Consider the following 20112-nt stretch of genomic DNA (forward strand, 5'->3'; position numbering starts at 1 on the left):
GAATGTATTAATACAAACGCATATTTTTTTTAAAAGCTTAAAAAAGAGCTGAATGGTAAGGTTCTTTCATAAAAAAAAGAAATATTGGAAAGTTTTTTTAAGAATCGATAAAAAGTAGGATAGATGTCTAGAAAAAACGCTAATATCGGCACACTTACCCAAGTTTTACATACAATGAAGTAGATTTAAGCATTACTTATCGTCTTTAAAAATTATCGCACACTAGACTCCTATCCCGCATAGGATGAAATGAAAATGAATGAGGAGGTTTCGCTCGAACATGGGAGAATATAGAGAGATTATTACAAAGGCAGTCGTAGCGAAAGGACGTAAATTTACAAAATCCAATCATACCATCTGCCCAGACAACAGCCCATCAAGTATCTTGGGCTGCTGGATTATCAACCATACGTATGAAGCAGAAAAGGTTGGTAAAACAGTAGAAATTAGTGGATACTTTGATATTAACGTTTGGTATTCTTATAATGACAATACACAAACGGAAGTAGTAACAGAGCGTGTAAAATATACAGATGTCATTAAATTAAAATATCGTGATCCTGACTGCTTAGAAGACCACGATGTAATTGCACGCGTCTTGCAACAACCAAACTGCATTGAAGCAGTGATTTCGCCAAATGGCAATAAAATAATTGTCCATGTAGAAAAAGAATTTATCGTTGAAGTTATCGGAGAAACAAAAATCTGTGTAGAGGTTTGCACAGACGAATGTGGCAAAGAAGATGACGATGAATGGTTTAAAGATGAAGTAGAAGATGAAGAATTTGAGGAATTAAATCCAGACTTCCTTGTAGGCGGGGAAGAAGAGTAAAGGCTAGGAGCTTTTCCTAGTCTTTTTTTCTATTAATGATTCCTCATAATCAATAATAGAAAAGCCTTTTTCCTATTTGCGTAAGAAAAAGGCAGGAAGATTATCTTTCACAAGCAATTCCGTCTTTATCACGGTCCATTTTTTTGTTTGCGTCATATAAGGCTTTAGATACATAAGGTTTGTATTTTGTTTTTCCACCTTTATTTTTGGTGCTTTTTGATTTAGCAACGCCACCCTTATAATCCTTGTTAAGGGCTGTACAATTTTTGTACTTTTTAACTTTTGTTTTTGCTTCTGCACTTGAATGTGGCATAAAACTTAGCATAAGAACAATCGTTAAAAGAATAGATAGAATACGTTTCAAGATAATTGCTCCTTTTCCTAAAATTAACTTTTATTTCAAGCTAAATTATAAAAGATTTGTTCGCGAATTACTAGTATTATTTTTAAAAATAATACTGGAATGGAGCAAAATGGAATGAACTAGTTATCACCTTTAACTTCACACAAAAAAAGCAATTATTTTTAAGAGATATTCATGTTCTTTTCCCAACACCCCCCACTGAAATATTCTATTTCTTTATGTTATAATGGGAGAATAATAGATTTGGACAGGATTTTGGAGGAAGTTATGACAACATATACGCCCATGATACAACAATACTTACAAGTGAAGGCAGATTATCAGGATGCCTTTTTATTTTTTCGTTTAGGAGACTTTTATGAAATGTTCTTTGATGATGCCATCAAAGCATCACAGGAACTTGAAATCACTTTAACAAGCAGAGAAGGAGGGGGAGCAGAGCGAATTCCCATGTGCGGTGTCCCACATCATTCTGCTGCAAATTATATTGAACAGCTAGTCGAACGCGGCTATAAAGTGGCAATTTGTGAACAAACCGAAGACCCGAAACAGGCAAAGGGAGTTGTGAAAAGAGAGGTCGTTCAGCTGATTACCCCTGGAACGATGATGGAAGGGAAAAATCTTTCCGATAAAGAAAATAACTACATTGCCACTATCTCTTTGTTTGCAGATGAGCAATTTGGCTTTGCTTATAGCGATTTATCGACAGGGGAAAGCAAAGCAACTCTTCTTAAGGGAATCGACTCTCTATTAAATGAATTATCCTTATCAGGTGCAAAGGAAGTCGTAATTTCTGACGATTTCTCAAAAGAGTATCAGAAGCGATTACAGGAAAGAGGTACATTGACCCTTTCGATTGAAAATGATCTGGATGAAAAAGATGTGCATGTACCATTATTGCAAGGTATTCAAGAACAACAGTTAAGAAGCACCGTTGTCCGCTTGTTTAATTATCTATATCGCACACAAAAGAGAAGCTTGGATCACTTACAGCCGGTTTCTACTTATGTTATTGATCAATTTATGAAGATTGATTATTTTTCTAAGCGGAATTTAGAATTAACGGAAACAATTCGCTCAAAAGGAAAAAAAGGATCTCTTCTTTGGTTATTAGATGAAACGAAAACCGCGATGGGGGGAAGACTTTTAAAACAGTGGATCGATCGTCCACTATTAAATAAGGAAGAGATTGAATATCGTCAAAATCTAGTCGAGACAATGATTGGACATTACTTTGAACGCCAAGATTTGCGGGAAAAATTAAAGGAAGTATATGATTTAGAACGTTTAGCAGGACGAGTGGCTTTTGGAAATGTTAATGCAAGGGATCTTGTCCAGCTAAAAAAATCGTTACAACAAGTACCAATCATTCAGCAAATTATTGCATCGTTTGGTTCAAAGGAAGCAATGAGATTGGCTGAAGACCTAGATCCTTGTGAAGATATTACTGATTTACTGGAGCGAGCAATTGTTGAAAACCCGCCGTTATCCATTAAAGAAGGAAATATTATTTTAGACGGCTACCATCCTGAATTAGACAGTTACCGTGATGCAAGCCGAAACGGCAAAACATGGATTGCCCAGCTAGAAAGAGAAGAACGGGAAAAAACAGGCATTAAATCGCTGAAAATCGGCTATAATCGTGTATTTGGCTACTATATAGAAGTAACAAGAGCAAACGTCCATCTATTACAAGAAGGACAGTATGAACGTAAACAAACCCTTGCTAATGCGGAACGTTATATAACGCCAGAATTAAAAGAAAAAGAAAGTTTAATCCTGCAAGCCGAAGAAAAAATGGTGGAATTAGAATATGAGATTTTTACAACCATCCGGGAAACCATTAAAGAATATATTCCACGCTTACAAAATCTTGCAAAAACTGTAAGCACACTAGATGTGCTTCAATGTTTCGCCACAGTAAGTGAGGATCGCCGCTATGTGAAGCCTGTGTTTTCAAGTGATCGTACGCTTTCTATTAAAAACGGCCGTCATCCTGTAGTAGAAAAGGTAATGAATGCACAAAGCTATGTAGCAAATGACTGCACCATGCATAAAGACAGAGAATTGCTGTTAATTACTGGGCCAAATATGTCTGGTAAGAGTACGTATATGCGCCAGATTGCCTTAACAAGCATTTTGGCGCAAATCGGCTGCTTTGTGCCAGCAGATGAAGCAGTGCTGCCGTTATTTGACCAAGTATTTACGAGAATAGGAGCGGCCGATGATCTTATTTCCGGGCAAAGTACGTTTATGGTAGAGATGCTGGAAGCAAGAAACGCACTCCTGCATGCCACTAATAATAGTTTAATTCTATTCGATGAAATTGGTCGAGGCACAAGCACATATGATGGAATGGCATTGGCACAAGCCATCATTGAGTACATTCATCATGAAGTTGGTGCGAAGACTTTATTCTCTACCCACTATCATGAGCTGACTGTGCTTGCAGAAGAGCTTCCATCATTAAGCAATGTTCACGTCAGCGCAATGGAGCAAAACGGAAAAGTTATTTTCCTTCATAAAATAAAAGAGGGAGCAGCTGACAAGAGTTACGGAATTCACGTTGCACAGCTTGCTGAATTGCCAGAAGCATTGATTGAACGAGCACAAGAACTATTAACAAGCCTTGAGCAAAAGGATCAATTTGCTGGAGAAGCAGCCGTGGCAGTAATCGAAAAACCGGTTATGAAAGCTGAAATAGCTGAAGAAGAGGCACAATTATCATTCTTTGAAACAGAAGAGAAAAAACCGCAAAAAGTGATTTCTACGAAAGAAAAGCAAATTGTTAATAAACTGAAAGACTTAGATATATTAGAAATGACGCCAATGCAGGCATTAAATACATTGTACGAACTTCATAAAAAAGTCCGTAATGATAGATAAAGTGGGTTAGGGTGATAGAGTGTAAAGCCAGTGGTATGAACGCATAGAAATGAAATTGCGTTAGAAAAAGTGGTGTTCATAGGAACGATGAAAGCTGCAAATTCAACTATTTCAGCTGATACACTGCCCTATCCCTGATCGAAAAAAGTAAGAAAGAAAAGAGGAGAAACAATGGCAAAGATTATTCAACTGGATGATGCACTTTCGAATAAAATTGCTGCAGGTGAAGTTGTTGAGCGGCCAGCCTCTGTTGTAAAAGAGTTAGTAGAAAATAGTATCGACGCAAAAAGTACTTCAATTGAAATTTTTATCGAGGAAGCTGGTTTACAAAGCATTCGTATCCTTGATAATGGACAAGGAATTGACGAAGAGGATGTTTTAACTGCTTTTTCCAGACATGCGACAAGTAAAATAAAAGATGAAAATGACTTATTCCGAATCCGCACCCTTGGATTTAGAGGTGAGGCACTGCCAAGTATTGCCTCTGTCTCTCATGTCACTTTAACCACTTCTACTGGAGAAAAAGGGACAACAGTAGAGCTTAACGGCGGACATTTAGTGAAACAGGAAGGCGCGCCGGGAAGAAGGGGAACAGAGATAATCGTCAGCGATTTGTTCTTTAATACGCCAGCAAGATTGAAATATATGAAATCGATTCATACGGAGCTTGGTAATATTACCGATATCGTCAACCGCCTAGCCCTTGCTCACCCTGATATTAGCTTTCGCCTAGTGCATAACGAGCGCAAGCTCCTTCATACAAATGGCAATGGGGATGTAAGACAAGTGCTTGCGGGCATTTATGGCCTAAATATAGCAAAAAAAATGATACCAATTTCAGCAAGTACCCTTGATTTTAAACTAAGTGGCTATATGGCTCTGCCAGAAATTACGCGTGCGTCACGGAACTATATTTCCACCATGATTAATGGCCGCTTTATTAAAAACTATTCTCTTGTACGCAGTATTCAGGAAGGCTATCATACGTTATTGCCTATTGGCAGATATCCCATTGTTCTTTTAAATGTAGAAATGGATCCAATTCTTGTTGATGTAAATGTTCATCCATCAAAAATGGAAGTGCGCTTTAGTAAAGAACAAGAGCTATACGAACTTGTCAGCAATACGATTAAAGCAGCATTTAAGAAAAAAGAGCTTATTCCAGCAGGACTTATCCGCGAGAAAAAGCCTGCTCCAAAAGAAGAGCAAGCGGCCTTCAGCTTTGATACGATTCGCGAATCGGCAATGCCAGTATCAGTTCCAAAAATGGATTCTGTTTTTGCCAATCCAACAACAGAGCAAGTAGAAAAGCCGAGTTGGAGCGAACCTCTTGAAGACACACCAAGCAGTCGGCAATCTGGAGAAAGTGATGAAGAATCAACTATAACAGATGCCACAGCCTTTTTCTTTGGACAGGAAGGGAATAGTACTACCGCGCCTGCAACAGAAGAAGAGATAGAGGAAGCATGGGAAGAGGAAGAAATAGCTGACGTGGAAGAGGGGCCGAGAGTTCCGCCCCTTTATCCAATTGGGCAAATGCATGGAACCTATATTTTTGCACAAAACGAAAGAGGACTTTATATTATCGATCAGCATGCAGCCCAAGAACGAATTAAATACGAATTTTTTCGGGAAAAAGTTGGCGAGGTCCATAAGGAATTACAAGAAATGCTTATCCCATTAACATTAGACTATTCCTTAGATGAATGGATAAAAATAGAAGAAAATAAAGCCGAGCTCGAAAAGGTAGGCGTATTTCTTGAACCATTTGGCCAGCAAAGCTATCTAGTCCGCTCCCATCCACAATGGTTTCCAAAAGGAGAAGAAAAAGAAACAATCGAGGAAATGATTGAACAAGTACTCTCCATGAGAAAAGTAGATATCAAGCTTTTACGAGAAGAAGCTGCCATTATGATGAGCTGTAAAGGATCGATTAAAGCAAATCGCCATTTACGAAACGACGAGATTCAAAGTTTATTGGACGAACTTCGGACAACATCCGATCCATTTACCTGTCCACATGGTAGACCGATTATTGTGCATTATTCTACTTATGAGATGGAGAAAATGTTTAAGCGTGTGATGTAATTATTTAGTAGAAGAAACCTTTTATTTATAGACTGGTTATGGTGAGATTGATCACATTCTGAACACTTTTACTTGTCTGATATAGATATAAAGAATGGATTTGTGTAATTTCAATTTGTGATTCTCGCATATTAGTGTCACATAAGTCCATGGTATCTAATTCTTTTATTTTCGGCTATTATAATATCAAACAAGTACGTAAATGCTGTTGTTATTTAGTTAGACGAGATGATTTAAGTTCCTTTTTTACACCCAATTTATAAGGACATGTAGTATTTTAAAGGATTCTTCCATAAGGAGGAGTCTTTTTTTATTATTGTTTAATGAGCTGTAACCCTATGAATAGAGAAAAGGGGAGATAACAACGAAAGAGGAAATGCCAAATATAGACATGGTGAAGGTCGAATAGCACGCTTGATTATGGTTCTTTTGGTTATCTGTTCTTAGAAATGCGTTTTTTGAGTTATTTAGAAGTTAAACCTGATATAATAATGAATGATTATTACAAAAGGAAGGTTATTATGTCAAAGTATAAATGTATAGTATGGGGAACAGGAATAGAATATGATTTATATATCAATTCTATTAGATATCATGAATTATTGGGAAATGTTGAAATCTTGGGTGTAACATCTAATCAGTCTATATATCAATATCTAGATGGCTATAAATTCATATCTACAGATGAACTTCTAACTTTAGAATTTGACCTATTAATTGTTGCTAGCTTGTCTTCATTTAACACAATCAAAAGGGATGCCATTTCAATAGGTATTAATGAGGATAAAATTATAAATATTAAAATATTTGGATTAGCAAATTTAGATATTAATAAATATGTACAAATAAAAAAATCAAAGTTGTCCATTTTTTCAAATAACTGTTGGGGCGGCCTAACATATAATAGATTAGGATTGGAATTTTTATCTCCATTTATAAATATGTTTGAAAGTACTACAGATTATTTGAAAATAATAAATAATCCAAAAGAGTATTTGAATTTTGAATTGGAATTTGCTAGATATAACTTTGATGAAAAATTAAAAATACAATATCCAGTTTTTTATTTAAATGATGTAATATTGCATTTTAATCATTATACATCAACGGAACATGCAGTTAGTAAGTGGAGGAGTCGTAAAAATAAAATTAATTGGGATAACATTTTTGTTATGATGTATACTACAAACGAGGAGGAAGTAAATAAATTTATAGAATTACCATATAAGAAGAAAGTATGTTTTGTTCCTTTTGAAACGTCGGAAGAATCATTAATAAATATACATTACAAAAATAATGATGAGCTTAATAATAAACCTTTTTGGGAAATAGTTAATGGTCTAGCCACTGGAGATTACAAGTATTATGATGTTTTCGATTTATTACTAGGAAGTAATAATAATTCGAGAATCAAACTGAACTAAAAGATGTTCAATGTCCAAAACGAAATTAGAATTCCACTCATTATGAACAGTAAATTACTTGTTTTCTCCATTTCGTAAACACAGGATTATATACATATAATAATTGGTTTTACAAAATGTTTACCTGCAAATCCTATTTTTCAGAGTAAGCTATTCCAAAAGCACTACCATATTACTGTCCCCCGCTCATTTGAGCAGGGGATTTTTTAGTTTCTATGTGTATAAAATAAATAAATGTAAGTTAAACTATTCAAAAAAAGTGGTGATTGTTTTGAACAAAATTATTGAAAACCTCGACATTCATGCTAAAGGGATATGGGTTCCTATTGTTTGGGCAGTAATATTATTAATGGTTGTATTATTTATGCCAAAGGAAAAAATGAATGGGCTGCAAATTTATTGTACTTATGGCGTAATTGGTGCTATTACTTGGATTGCAAATAGTGTATTTGGAATATATTTAGATTGGGTAGATTTTGGGAGAGCAGAATCTACTGGTATTGGGGAGCTGCTAACATACGCAATCATTCCCTCATCATTAGCGATATGGTTTTTAAATAAATTGCACAGAGATAATCGTATGAAACGAACTCTATTATTTGTGTTATTGTCTTTGTTCATTGAGTGGACATGCCATATATCAGGATTTATGGGATACAATGGATGGAGTTTACTTTATAGCATACCTGTATATATAATCATTTATTATTTTTTCTTACCTTTTCACTATAGACTAATAAAAGATATAAAAGTCAGCTAAATATAAAATCTTTGTTATAAGCCCTATTCTTCGGAGTAGGGTATTTTTAGTTAAGCGTAAATTCGTCCCCCTTTTTATATTATCGAGAAATGATCCTCTGTAATATAAATGGAGCTGAAATTTGATTCAGGGTGAGATTTCAAATTCAAATTAGATTCTATAGTATCTCCTATTCCCATTTTTTTGTTTGATACATATATATGTATAGGGGAATCCCCCTAATGGATGTGATTTTATGGAAGAAAATGCAATAAGGGAAATTCAACGAGAGATTGATATTGTCATAGCTTTTTTATTGTTAACAGGACAAATAACTTTAACTCGGGTTTATTTTGGCCCCGGCTATTTTGGGGTAACTGTTGGCGGGCCGTTAACGGGAGCTAATAGGTTGGAAAGTATTAATGATAACCCGCTTGGTAATTTTACATTGGATATAATCGACATTATAATAGCTGTCTTAATCTTAAAAGACGAGATTAATCTTGTAGGTCTTTTTGTGGCTTCTGATGCTCGGTTTTCCTTAAGTATAAGCGGTCCTTTATTCGGGAGAGAAAAGGTGGTTCCAGTTACGAAATTTCTAAAGAAAAATCAGAAAGAGTTTAATGCAATAGTTTCCGATAATTATTTCTTAGATGACGAATTTATAAAAGCTTTAAAAAGGATGAAATAGGGGGAAGAAAAATGGCCTTAACAGATTTACCAACGATAAAAAATGATTCCATGGGCAGTAAGTTCTTAATTGCCTTGGCGATAACAATATTTGTATTTTTCTTTACAAAAGATAAAAAAACGGATGCTATGTAATATGGTTCTAAATATCTATTAAATGGTCAAACTAAAAGTTGAACCTTATTTTCACTTGAGCATACACTACAGTGAATCTATAAGAGGAGGCTAATGCCATGGAAAATAATAGAGATTTAATGGAATCTTCAAGTCATCATTTATCCAGCCATCACCATCATCATCACCATAAAAAGGATCATGATCATTATAAACACAAGTTTCATCCTAAATGTCACAAGCACTTATTTGAATTTATTCAAATAGAAACAAGAGATGGAGAAGTTCACCAAGGTATTCTGCATAGTTACGATGATGAAAATGTATACTTATTGGTAAGTGGTCATCATACAAGCGAGGATAGTCGGTTAATATTCCCATTTAGAAGGTTTGGATTAATTGGATTCCCATTTTTTGGAATAAGAAGATTTGGTCCATTCTTCCCTCTTTGGTGGTAAAAGTTCGTTTTAACAAATAACGATGAATATACAGATAAAAAAATGGTTCGTTATAGTGAGTGGCGGGATGTTCTGTTACTCCCCTCACCTTCGCCCTGCTCAATAAGCAGGGTATTTTTATGCCCAATATTTCAGCTTTTCCAAATCCTAATAGGGTTATTATGTAAGTATGAATCTTCTATTATGGTTCTCTTAATGTGGATATAGAGAGAGAAGTAGACGTGGTTTTAACTATAATTGAATGGCCAGCTCTATTTCAAAAACCAGCAAAGTCTGTTTTTTGTATAGACCTTTTATTTTAATTTGAAACTTTTTGATTATTCAAACGTATCCCTTTAGAGAGAGGAGGAAGAAAATGAATAAATTTTTTAGTAAATGTGCTTCTATTTTATTAATAGTCATGGTGGCAGCATTAGCGGGCTGTTCGGTTGAAGCGGAATCAAAAGACAAAAACATTAGTACACTTGAAACTGTATTGAATGAAACATTTACAGTGCCTAATAAAGAACTTCGGGACATTTTAGAAGATCCAAATAATTACACGATGATCGGGAATGACGAAAATACAAGCTCATCAAGTGACCTGGATTCTTACTTAAAGAAGAAGTATCAGGAATCTTTTACCGAAGAAATGTATGATAAGTATACAGGAACCTACGCATTAAGCTATATAGCAGCTAGTCCAGAAAACAGTGAAATGAAGATAAAGGACGTTCAAGTAGCCCAAAAGGAAAAACAGCAAAATATCTATGATTACACGGCTATTATTGATTATAAAAAGGACGATGGCTCTCCAATAGAAAAATATGAGGTTAAGGGGCAAGTGAATTTTTCGGGAAGCGGAAAGATTGTTGCGTTTATTATTGATGAGGATAGTAATTTATCTAGGGATATAAGAAATAATTAGGAATAGGAAGGTACTATCTTATGATTCAGACAAAAGTTATTTCGGAGAACGATAAAAATTTTGAGAACCATTTAAATAAAGCGTTAAAGGAATTGGGAAATCATGAAGTAATCGATATTAAGTTCGCTGTGAACAATGAACCAATAACAGAAGAGGGCATTTATACAGCCGTTATTTTATATAAAGCATAAGATTACGAATAATGCATCCTTTCTGGGATGCTTTTCTTGTCATGAAAAGTGGGGAGAAGTTATTTTGCTTTTTTAGCGTCAATAATAATGCCTATCTATTATATTTAATTTCTTGTAATAATCGAATTTTAAAAAGGGGATTTATGATGAATGTTTGGAGTGAAGAAGAGAGCAGCTATACGTTAAGTAATTTAACTAATAGAGATATAGAGTTGGCAGAAAAACACTTCCAAGTGAAATTGCTGAAAGCATAGATGGAAATTCTAAAGAAGAACGAGGGAGAGCTGCAATTCCATGCATTACCGATATCCCAAAATCGATGGGAAGGTGAGGATTATATTTTAATAGAGCATCTATTAGGGATAAAGGAAAAAGAAGGCATAATGGAGATGTATGATTATTTCAGGATATAATTTAAACGAGGAATTTATAGAAAATCTGAAAGATGAATTTAAAAAAAGCGATAATTAAATGTTTAGATCCTGTCTTGAATTAATGGATAATTACACAGATACTAATAAAAAATAATAAGGGAAGAGTTGTGATTGAGCAGCTTTTTTCTTATACAAACCCGATTAAAAAGGTCTGGAGCTGTTTAATTATGAAAAAAATCCTTGCAACTTTTTTTATATTGGTTATTTTGGTCGGTTGTTCGAATGAAGGGAAACAGACTGATGTGAAATCTGCTAATATTGGTTCTCTTGAAGAACAAATTACTACTGTGATGGCAGAACATCATTTAAGGGATAAAGAAGTTATTGATTATGATCTCAAAGATGATTTCATTTATGTTATTTTTAAAAACAAACATGAAAGCGGCAATACGCATCATCCTGATTTAGTCATTTTGAAGAATAAGGAAGGGAAAGTAAAATGGGCAGCGGGACCAGAGGACCGTACAGTATCTGTTGATAGCTCTATGATATTTGAACGCGAGGATGGACCATCTGTTACTCTTACGATGCCAACAGGAAATACAACTGTTAAAGAGGTAAAGGTGCTGGGTGAATCGGCCAAAGCAGTAACCTATCTAGAGCATTTTACTGATGATTTTTCAAGAGAATATACCTATTGGATTACTTATACAACGGAAAAACCTACGCATGAGGATATTGAAGTGATTACGGAATAGGGAATACCAAAGGATAGAAAAAAGATTAAATTCGAATTGGACGATCGTCTTGCTATAAAGTAATATTGTATGATTTAATCATACAAATAACACTGCCTGCTTCTATTGACATTGTGTATGTGAATTTTATGCCAATAGAAAAAAACAAATTTATGATTTATTTTATATTCTGGGTGTTTTTTCGTTGCTAATACGACATTAACTTTATATTGGGGATATGTTAATTATAATGAATGGAATCGTTGGTATACTATTTTATATCTATGCCAATCTCTATATGCGCTAGCATTATTGATTCATATAGTGAGCAATAGACTCCCTAGTACGATAGAAGAGTGCATGAGCAGCGAGTAGAATAACGGCCTTTTTAATGAATCTTTTTTATATGAAAACTCGTATAAATGAGTATCTTAAAAATCGAGTGGAATCATATCTCGTCATTTCAATTCATTAAGCATTTAAAGATAATTCGAAAAATGGGAGAAAAAAATGGAACAGTTAAACAAAAATAAAGAAATGGAAAATCAAAAGCTGCTTAGAAAGAAATTAAAGAATATAGAAAAGTGGGAGAAAAACCAAAAAGGTTTGTTCTTTTGGGAAAAAATTGGAAGACTCCCATTTGTGCTGTTGGATAAATTGACACCGACATACATCCAAGAGAAAATACATATACTATTAGATGAAATTGCCGTATATATTGATAATGGCGGACAGTATCTAGTGGATAATGAGAAAACATTGTATAAAGTTAAAAAAGAATTATCGTTAAAGGAAGATGTGAAATTGGAAGATATAAAATATTTTCCGATTGATTCTATGGAACAGACAGCAGAAGCCTTTATCAAAAATCGTGCGAAAAATGCCCAACTTCAAGGGGCTACTACTGGTTTTGGCGGTATTTTTACACTAGCTATTGATATCCCCCTTATCTTTGGAATTACATTAAAAACCATCCAAGAAGTAGCATTAGCATATGGTTACGACCCTTCAGATAAGGAAGAGCGAATATTTATGATTAAATGTATGCAATTTACGTCTTCTGATATAGTTGGAAAAAGAGCCATTTTAAATGAATTGACCAATGCCTCTAAGGAGGAAGGTTTCGCACAGCTGCAAGGGTGGAGAGAGGTGTTTGCTTCTTATCGGGATAATTTTGGATGGAAAAAACTTTTTCAAATGATACCAGTAGCCGGAATGATTTTTGGTGCCTATACGAATAAAGCGGCCATAAAAGAGGTAGGAGAAGTTGCAAATATGCTTTATCAAAAACGGAGAATATTGGAAAGGATAAGCTAAATCGCTGGACAGTTAGAAATATAGGGGAGGAGAGGCAATAGAAAAGCCCCCTTGATGGGACAGAGGGCAGATTTTGAATTATTTTCTTTTCGATTCTTGGATGGATACATGTTTTGGCCTTTTTGGATAGGAAGCTTTTCCTGAATCATCTGGACCAGTAAGATTATTTCGTTGATCGAGAACCTTTCCCGTAAACTCAACTGGAATTTCCTTTTTCATCTTTACCACCTCCATTTAATAGGATGGGTAAAAATAAAAATCCAATGACAGGTAAATTTTCCATTTCCGATTTTAGCAGTAATCTCGATAGCGAGCAAAGAGGTATTGCTACTATTCACTTTATCTATTATTACAGGAAAAAAGAAACTAGCTCCAGTATGTTTTAAATACATGCTGGGGCTAGTCTCTTTTCAACTACTGTACCTTCACCTTCATCTTTTTCCTTTTTACAAACAGCCAAATAATAATAAATATTGCGATAGGGATTAATAAATAGTTCGTATATTGACCAAATACTTCGCCCGCTTTTTTCCATTGAGGTCCTAATTTATAGCCCAAATAGACATACATCGCTGTAATGGGAAGCATGGCTAAATAAGTATATATGATAAATTTCCATATATTCATTTTGGCCATTCCACAAGGAATCGAAATAGCCGTTCGGACTAACGGAATGAATCGTCCTAAAAAGGCGATACTTCCACCATATTTTTCAAAAAATTGATCCGATTTAGTAATATGTTCATCCTTTAAGAGAAAAAATTTCTTGAACTTCATAATTGCTGCTCTTCCGCCATAACGGCCTAATGCATATAAAGTGAGTGGTCCCAATACACCGCCGATCGAACCTGCAAAAATAGCCCCATATAAATTCATATCTCCTTCATATACCCAATAGCCAGCTAAAGGTAGTACCAGTTCTGCTGGAACAAATTCAAAAGTTAATGCAAGCATAATACCAAAATACGAAAGTCCTTTAAAGGCCTCTATCATTTGTAAAATCAAGTCTTCTATGGAAATCTCCTCCTATTATTTATGATAACGCAGAATTCAGACTATATCTTTATATGTAAGGCGAAAGTAAGTCCTTTACGTTATAGATTAAGTGTTATTGTTTTCATACCAATAAAGGAAAATTATACTATACAATTGTAAACCTGTCGAATGGGATTTAACATAGCAAAGAAGAGTGAGAAACAGTTATCTCAAAATTGCTATTGTTAATGTCAAAAAATAAAGTTTTAACGAAAGGTCCGAAGACAGAGGTATGGTGAGAGGAAAGATTTACAGCATAATACGTCATTAAGAAAGGGGATTTATATTAGCGATAGCCTGTTTAGGAGCATAGATTTGGAATAAGATGATGTAAATGAGAAGTATTAAAAACCCTCCTTTTTAATGGTTAATAATAAAAATATGGCTCATATTAAATAGATAACATACCTAATAAAAGGAGCTAGATGGATGCAAAGTGTTAGAGCTAATCTAATCAAGTTTTTTACGCAACTGCCTATATTTTTACAAGCATTATTGAATAGCTGTTTGTTTCTTATAGGGATAACATTGAGTTTTCTTCTTATAAAAGAAACATGGTTTATCTTTTCCTATGTCGCTTTTGTAACAGAGGATGAAAGAGATTATTATTTATTTACTGAGGAACTGCTTACTTTCTTCTTATACTTCGAATTTATAGCTTTAATAATCAAGTATTTTGATTCGCATTTTCATTTTCCATTACGCTATCTCATTTATATTGGTATTACAGCTATAGTAAGATTAATTATTGTGGAGCATGATGCGCCCATTAATGCCTTCTGGTGGGCATTGGCTATTCTTATTTTGATTATTTCATTATTATTAACGAATTTAAGAATTCTCAAGAGAGATTATTAGTAATACTTTTGAAAAAATAAAGGAAGTAATTCTTTAATCAAAAAATGGTGATGGATAATATGCTAAGCTTCTTGATTCACAATACCTTTGCAAAAAAGGTTAGGGGGAGCATTTTTACTCATAAATAGGAGAGAACACCATCTAAAGTTAATTAGAAGAATATCTATAGAAAAAATGGATGAGAATTTGGTTTTTGGTGGGAAACTCTCTCCATCCTAACTAAAAGATAGGATAGAGAGAGGAATAGTTATTTACCTTCGTTGTACTTTTTTAAATACTCTTTTACTTTATCAGCATCGGCGTTTAACTCATTGCCAGTCTCTACTAATGGACTTACGGTTGAAACTGCTTTAATTTTATTGCCTTGATAATAGTTAATAAAATCGTCTTGATTAATAGAATACAATACTGCTTTTCTTAAATCATCACTATTCGCTACTTCTCTATTTTTCGTATTGAATAATAAGTAGGTTACACCGTTACTTTCTTGGCGTTGCAGGGTAAGCTTGCTATCTTCTTCCACTAGATTATATTTCGTTTCAGGTACTCCATTGAAAAGGTGAATTTCCCCATTTCGTAAAGAAGAAAGGGCGCTATCAGCATCTGCTATAAAGCGTACTTGAACAGTAGAAATTTTCGGCTCAAAATCGGTACCTTTTTGGTATGCTGGATTCTTTAAGAATACTGCTTCGTAATCATTTTTATAAGAAAGAATATAGGGACCGCTAGCAAATAATGTATTATTATATTTGTCGCCTTCAGTTACTGTATTTTGATCCCCATAAGGAATGTCTTTATTAATGTCAAAGGAAGCTACATCATACGTATTAATACTTTCTACTTGTTTCTTCGAAACGATACCTGCAGATTGATGGGCTAAATAATTTAAAACTTGGGGGAATGGCTCAGTAGTAGTGACTTTAACTACTTGATATTTGCCTTCCTTATTATTTGCATCTTTTTTATCAGAGACTAATTCCGTAATTTCCTTGTCAAGATTTTTTTCTAGTGCTGCTTTTATGGTTGTGCCGCTTCCAGCTTCTTTCGCATTTAATTCTGCTAAATCTGTCACAAGCTCCGTTGTTTTTATATGTTCATGAAGGCTGTATGTACGGTGATCAGGAACAGAATTTTTGTCTTTGGCGCGGTCAAGTGAGAAGATAACATCGTCTGCACCAACTCTTTCTCCAGTATCAACAGCTTTCTTGTCTTTGATTTGTGCAAAGTTAATATCATCTCTTAGTAAGAAGTAATATTCAGAATTTCCATCAGCGATACTGTAATTATGAGATAGAGATCCTTCCGCAGTGACTTGGTCGTCATCTGTTAAATTAATTAAACGGACATACATATTTGTGTTTAATGTATTAATAGATCCATCATTTCCTTTAATCGGATCAAGAGAGGTCAGTGTAGAAATAGCCTGTTGAACAATTAATGGATCTGTATTTCGTTTGGAAGTATCTTTAAAGTCAATTGTTTCCCAAGCGATTGCTCTAGATTTTGCAAGTCGAACAGTTGCTGGATCCAAGACTTCTTTATTTACTCCTTGGGCTTTATAAGAAATGTATAAAGGAGCGATATAAGCTTTATCAAATACTAGTTTTTGTTCTAATTCCTTATATGTTTCTTTATATTGATCCGGTGATTGCGTACTTGCCTTATCAATTAAAGTATCAATGTCTTCATCTGCTAAAATACTATAATCTCCGCCTGTTTTAAAGAGGGAGCGTACTGCATAATCTGGGTTACCTGTTACAGTCGTCCAGCTAGATACCGCAACATCATAATTTCCAGCATCTTGTTGCGCTTTGAAGCTCGCATAGTCTGGTTGAAGATTTAATTTAACATCAAATCCATTTTTTATTAATTGATCTCTTAAAATATTGATGTCAGACTCACTTGTGCTGCTGCCCAAGATTTCAATGGTAGGTTTTGCACTTGTTTTCCCATCATTCCTTTTGTCTTCCTCAACACTTGATTTCGTATTGACACATCCTGCCGCGACTAAAACAAAGACAAGCAAGAAGGCTAATAAACTCTTTTTCATGCAAAATTCCCCCTAAATATATTTTTTTATTAATCTAACTTAGGATCCAATGCATCTCGAAGACCGTCTCCCAAAAAATTGAAGGAAAGGACTAAGGCTATGATGCATAATCCAGGATAAATGGCAAGATAGGAATGGGATTCAAGATAGGCACTCCCGATTTTTAGAATATTCCCCCATTCTGGAATATGCGGTTCAACCCCTAATCCAAGATAGCTTAAACTGCTTGTAGCTATCACAGCACTGCCAATAGTAAGGGTTGACTTAACAATCATCGGTGCAAGCGAGTTTGGAACTGCGTGCCTAAACAGGATGGTAAAATTATTTGCTCCCAATGCTCTTGCGGATTCAATATATTCGAGATTCGTAATCATGAGAATATTTGCTCTCATCGTGCGTGCATATGTTGGGATAGATCCAACACTTAAAGCGATAATGAGGGTAATAGTGTTCGAACCGAATGCGGCAATAATGACAATTGCAAGTAAAATACCAGGAATAGCGTACAATACATCCAATAGTCTCATGATTACGTTATCTGCTCGATTACCATAATAACCAGCTAAGGCACCTAAGAACCCACCGACAAATAATGGAATAATAGTAGATAGAAACCCTACAGTTAATGAAATTCTTGCTCCAAAAATAATTCTAGAAAAAAGGTCTCTACCAAAATCATCTGTACCTAAAGGATAGGCAAGACTGGGTGTCTGAAGGATGGCACCGTAATTATTCTCCATTGCCATATCTTTATCGAATGTCAGATAACTGCATATAGATAAAGCAAACAGAAAAATAATAAAGAATAGGCCAAGCATGGCAGAAGCATTATTGGTTATTTTCCTCCACGTTGTATTCCATCCAGCTTTCCCAGATTGTTTTTCTTTTCTTAAATCACGCAAGAAATTTATTCCTAAAAGAAGGGCAAATAAGTTCCCTGATAGTGCAGTAAGGAACAAGATTAAAGAAAGTACGATAACTTTTGTAGCGTTTAAAGTACTTCTGTCTTTTTTGAATAGAAAATAAAAGACGTAAAGATAAAAAAAAGAAATCGCAATGAGAATATACATGCCTAGTAAAAACGTATCTGCAACATATGGTTTAAACAAATTTAAAGCAGAAACAGCAATCACAAAAAACTGTGTTAGTAGCATGTAAACAGCAAATATATAGTCAATTGATTTGTTTTCTTTAATTAGTAATAGTCCGGATGAAGCAGTAAATACATTCCCAACCAGTACACTTAATAACTGAAAATATCCCCATTTTCTTGTTGATTTTTGAATAGAGCCAAACTGCTTCAGGTTTTGTTTAATCTTCCATGTAATCAATACCTGTATGATTGATACGAATAGATAGGCAGCAAATGCACTTAAGAAAAATGGTTTAATCACAGCTGATGAATAATCAAAGCCATTAATTAAGAAAATGATGGTCAGAATAAGAGAAACGATTAAGGAAAAAACTGCTTGTGAATATTCTAAAGGTACTTTCTGTGCTTGTTTTCTTCGGTAATGTGGTGTATCTACCGTAGTATTAGACATCGTAACACCTGCTTTAATATTGGTTCATTTTCGTACGTATACGTGGGTCAAAGAATGCATACAATACGTCAATTAATAAATTTACTAGGGAAATCGTTATGGCAATATAAACCACTCCGCCCAAAATACTCGGAATATCAGGTATGAATTGCTTATCAACAATAAAGCTTCCTATTCCGCTAATATTAAAAACTTTTTCTGTCACAGCTGCTCCACCAAGCATTCCGCCAAACAATAGACCGATGACGGTAATGACGGGAATCATGGCATTAGTGACAGCGTGCCTCCATATTACAGTTGACTTGCTTAATCCCTTTGCCTTTGCGGTGATAATATAATCTTCATTAATAATCTCAAGGGTAGAAGAACGCATCATCCTGGCAATAGAAGCAGTAAGACCAGTTCCAAGAACGACTGCAGGCATGATAATGGAAATCCAATTATCAGGTACGTATGTAGCTGGAAACCATTTTAATTTAATCGAAAAATTAAGAATAAAGATTAACCCTTGCCAAAAATTTGGAATAGATAAACCGATTAAAGCAATAAACATAAAACTATAATCAAAAATAGAGTTAGGTTTAGTTGCTGAAATAATGCCTATAGGAATCGCAATAAGGATTGCCATAATAAGCGAAATAAAAGCAAGTGTAAATGTGATTGGAAACTTTCTTGCAATACTGTTTGCGACTTCCTCATTTCCTGTGTAGGAATTGCCTAAATCAAAGGTGAAAATTCCTTTAAAGGCTTGTATCAATTGGTGAAAATAAGACTGATCAAGACCATAGATATGATTAAAGTTGGCAATCTGATCTTTCGTTGCTGTTTCCCCAAGGATATTAACTGCCGGATCAAATGGTGAAAAATATAAAATAGTAAAGACAAGAAGTGTTACGCCAAAAATGACAAAAATGCTCATTATTAATCGCTCTAGGATGAACTTTAGATAGGGATTAATACAGATCAGCAAAAATACATACATCAGTAAACCAGGTAAAAACAAAAGGGAAATTATCTTTTTGTTTGTGATGAAAGCTAGGAAGGTTTCTGAAAAGGATACCTTCTTGTTTCCTAACGCAAGCATTTTTTCCTTGCTTCTTTCCATTATGTCCGTTTGAAATTGCTCATTCGCCCATTTTCTTGCTTCTTTATCTAGTTCAGAGGGTGTATGTGCTTGATTGAAAAATTGTACCTTCTTTTCTAGTTGTAAGCGAAATTTTTTATGTAAGCTTTCCCAATGCCCTTCTTTACGTAATTGTTCTTCTATTTCTTCCATAGATTTTTTTGAAGGATCATTCTGTTTCTTGAACAAATACAGGAACAAGGCGAAGAGTGTGAGAGGCAAGCCCAAAATATAGATTGCCCAGCGATAAACAGGTCTTTTTTGAAGCTTTATAAAGCTTTCTTGTACAAGATTACAGAATGCTCTAGTACGATTACTAACGTTGGTGCTTTTTACATGAACAGGTTCCAAAGTATTGTTTCCCCCCTTTTTCTTTAAATT

Annotated in this window: 19 protein-coding genes; 13 read left to right on the plus strand and 6 right to left on the minus strand. The window is 34.6% G+C overall.

The window, feature by feature from the left end:
* The first annotated feature begins 280 nt into the window (after positions 1-280).
* Positions 281-832 carry an outer spore coat protein CotE gene (locus NSQ92_RS07330; RefSeq protein WP_047940078.1) on the plus strand — a complete coding sequence of 184 codons (552 nt, stop codon included), beginning with the start codon at positions 281-283 and terminating at the stop codon, positions 830-832.
* 100 nt (positions 833-932) lie between these two features.
* On the opposite strand, the gene NSQ92_RS07335 is transcribed toward NSQ92_RS07330, so the two are convergent.
* Positions 933-1157: an excalibur calcium-binding domain-containing protein gene (locus NSQ92_RS07335; RefSeq protein ID WP_095257593.1), complete on the minus strand. Its 225-nt coding sequence runs from the start codon at positions 1155-1157 to the stop codon at positions 933-935.
* A gap of 306 nt (positions 1158-1463) precedes the next feature.
* Here NSQ92_RS07335 and mutS point away from each other — a divergent pair, with 306 nt between their 5' ends.
* The 11 genes from mutS to NSQ92_RS07390 all read left to right on the plus strand — a co-directional run bounded on the left by mutS (position 1464) and on the right by NSQ92_RS07390 (position 13121).
* Positions 1464-4082, plus strand: a complete 2619-nt coding sequence (gene mutS / locus NSQ92_RS07340; RefSeq protein ID WP_341152511.1) for a DNA mismatch repair protein MutS — start codon at positions 1464-1466, stop codon at positions 4080-4082.
* 171 nt (positions 4083-4253) lie between these two features.
* Complete coding sequence (mutL, locus tag NSQ92_RS07345; protein WP_328283417.1) at positions 4254-6170, plus strand: DNA mismatch repair endonuclease MutL; 1917 nt, start codon at positions 4254-4256, stop codon at positions 6168-6170.
* 521 nt (positions 6171-6691) lie between these two features.
* Positions 6692-7594, plus strand: coding sequence for a DUF1919 domain-containing protein (locus tag NSQ92_RS07350; RefSeq protein ID WP_047940082.1), 903 nt, complete (start codon positions 6692-6694; stop codon positions 7592-7594).
* 271 nt (positions 7595-7865) lie between these two features.
* Positions 7866-8354 (plus strand): hypothetical protein, encoded by a 489-nt coding sequence (locus NSQ92_RS07355; RefSeq protein WP_061796629.1) that lies wholly within the window; start codon positions 7866-7868, stop codon positions 8352-8354.
* Between the two features lie 235 nt (positions 8355-8589).
* Positions 8590-9024 carry a hypothetical protein gene (locus tag NSQ92_RS07360; RefSeq protein ID WP_047940083.1) on the plus strand — a complete coding sequence of 145 codons (435 nt, stop codon included), beginning with the start codon at positions 8590-8592 and terminating at the stop codon, positions 9022-9024.
* Between the two features lie 11 nt (positions 9025-9035).
* A complete protein-coding gene (locus NSQ92_RS07365) occupies positions 9036-9158 on the plus strand; it encodes a hypothetical protein (RefSeq protein WP_268874790.1) in 123 nt (40 codons plus the stop codon).
* A 98-nt stretch (positions 9159-9256) separates the two neighbouring features.
* Positions 9257-9595, plus strand: a complete 339-nt coding sequence (locus NSQ92_RS07370) for a hypothetical protein (RefSeq protein WP_047940084.1) — start codon at positions 9257-9259, stop codon at positions 9593-9595.
* Positions 9596-9950: 355 nt separating this feature from the next.
* Positions 9951-10502 (plus strand): hypothetical protein, encoded by a 552-nt coding sequence (locus NSQ92_RS07375; protein WP_341152512.1) that lies wholly within the window; start codon positions 9951-9953, stop codon positions 10500-10502.
* Positions 10503-10522: 20 nt separating this feature from the next.
* Entirely contained in the window at positions 10523-10693 is a 171-nt protein-coding gene (locus NSQ92_RS07380; protein WP_082138201.1) for a sporulation protein Cse60, read from the plus strand.
* A gap of 601 nt (positions 10694-11294) precedes the next feature.
* Positions 11295-11825 (plus strand): hypothetical protein, encoded by a 531-nt coding sequence (locus NSQ92_RS07385; RefSeq protein ID WP_082138210.1) that lies wholly within the window; start codon positions 11295-11297, stop codon positions 11823-11825.
* A 516-nt stretch (positions 11826-12341) separates the two neighbouring features.
* Positions 12342-13121, plus strand: a complete 780-nt coding sequence (locus NSQ92_RS07390) for an EcsC family protein (protein ID WP_047940280.1) — start codon at positions 12342-12344, stop codon at positions 13119-13121.
* Between the two features lie 78 nt (positions 13122-13199).
* Here NSQ92_RS07390 and NSQ92_RS07395 read toward each other — a convergent pair whose 3' ends face one another.
* Together NSQ92_RS07395 and NSQ92_RS07400 are read right to left on the minus strand one after the other, a co-directional pair.
* The gene (locus tag NSQ92_RS07395; RefSeq protein ID WP_156485381.1) at positions 13200-13340 is read right to left on the minus strand and encodes a hypothetical protein; all 141 of its coding nucleotides are present in this window, start codon (positions 13338-13340) and stop codon (positions 13200-13202) included.
* Positions 13341-13535: 195 nt separating this feature from the next.
* Positions 13536-14135 (minus strand): DedA family protein, encoded by a 600-nt coding sequence (locus NSQ92_RS07400; RefSeq protein WP_047940087.1) that lies wholly within the window; start codon positions 14133-14135, stop codon positions 13536-13538.
* A gap of 450 nt (positions 14136-14585) precedes the next feature.
* Here NSQ92_RS07400 and psiE point away from each other — a divergent pair, with 450 nt between their 5' ends.
* Positions 14586-15014 carry a phosphate-starvation-inducible protein PsiE gene (gene psiE, locus NSQ92_RS07405; protein ID WP_047940088.1) on the plus strand — a complete coding sequence of 143 codons (429 nt, stop codon included), beginning with the start codon at positions 14586-14588 and terminating at the stop codon, positions 15012-15014.
* Positions 15015-15261: 247 nt separating this feature from the next.
* Here the strand turns inward: psiE and NSQ92_RS07410 are convergent, their stop codons facing one another.
* From NSQ92_RS07410 to NSQ92_RS07420, 3 genes are read right to left on the minus strand one after another with little or no spacing between them, the layout of a single operon-like run.
* Positions 15262-17064: an ABC transporter substrate-binding protein gene (locus NSQ92_RS07410; protein ID WP_341152513.1), complete on the minus strand. Its 1803-nt coding sequence runs from the start codon at positions 17062-17064 to the stop codon at positions 15262-15264.
* Between the two features lie 29 nt (positions 17065-17093).
* Positions 17094-18608, minus strand: coding sequence for an ABC transporter permease (locus tag NSQ92_RS07415; protein WP_095257527.1), 1515 nt, complete (start codon positions 18606-18608; stop codon positions 17094-17096).
* Between the two features lie 13 nt (positions 18609-18621).
* Entirely contained in the window at positions 18622-20082 is a 1461-nt protein-coding gene (locus NSQ92_RS07420; protein WP_445669260.1) for an ABC transporter permease, read from the minus strand.
* Between the last annotated feature and the right edge of the window lie 30 nt (positions 20083-20112).

It is taken from the genome of Niallia sp. FSL M8-0099 (assembly GCF_038006945.1).
In the GTDB taxonomy this organism is placed as follows: domain Bacteria; phylum Bacillota; class Bacilli; order Bacillales; family Cytobacillaceae; genus Niallia; species Niallia circulans.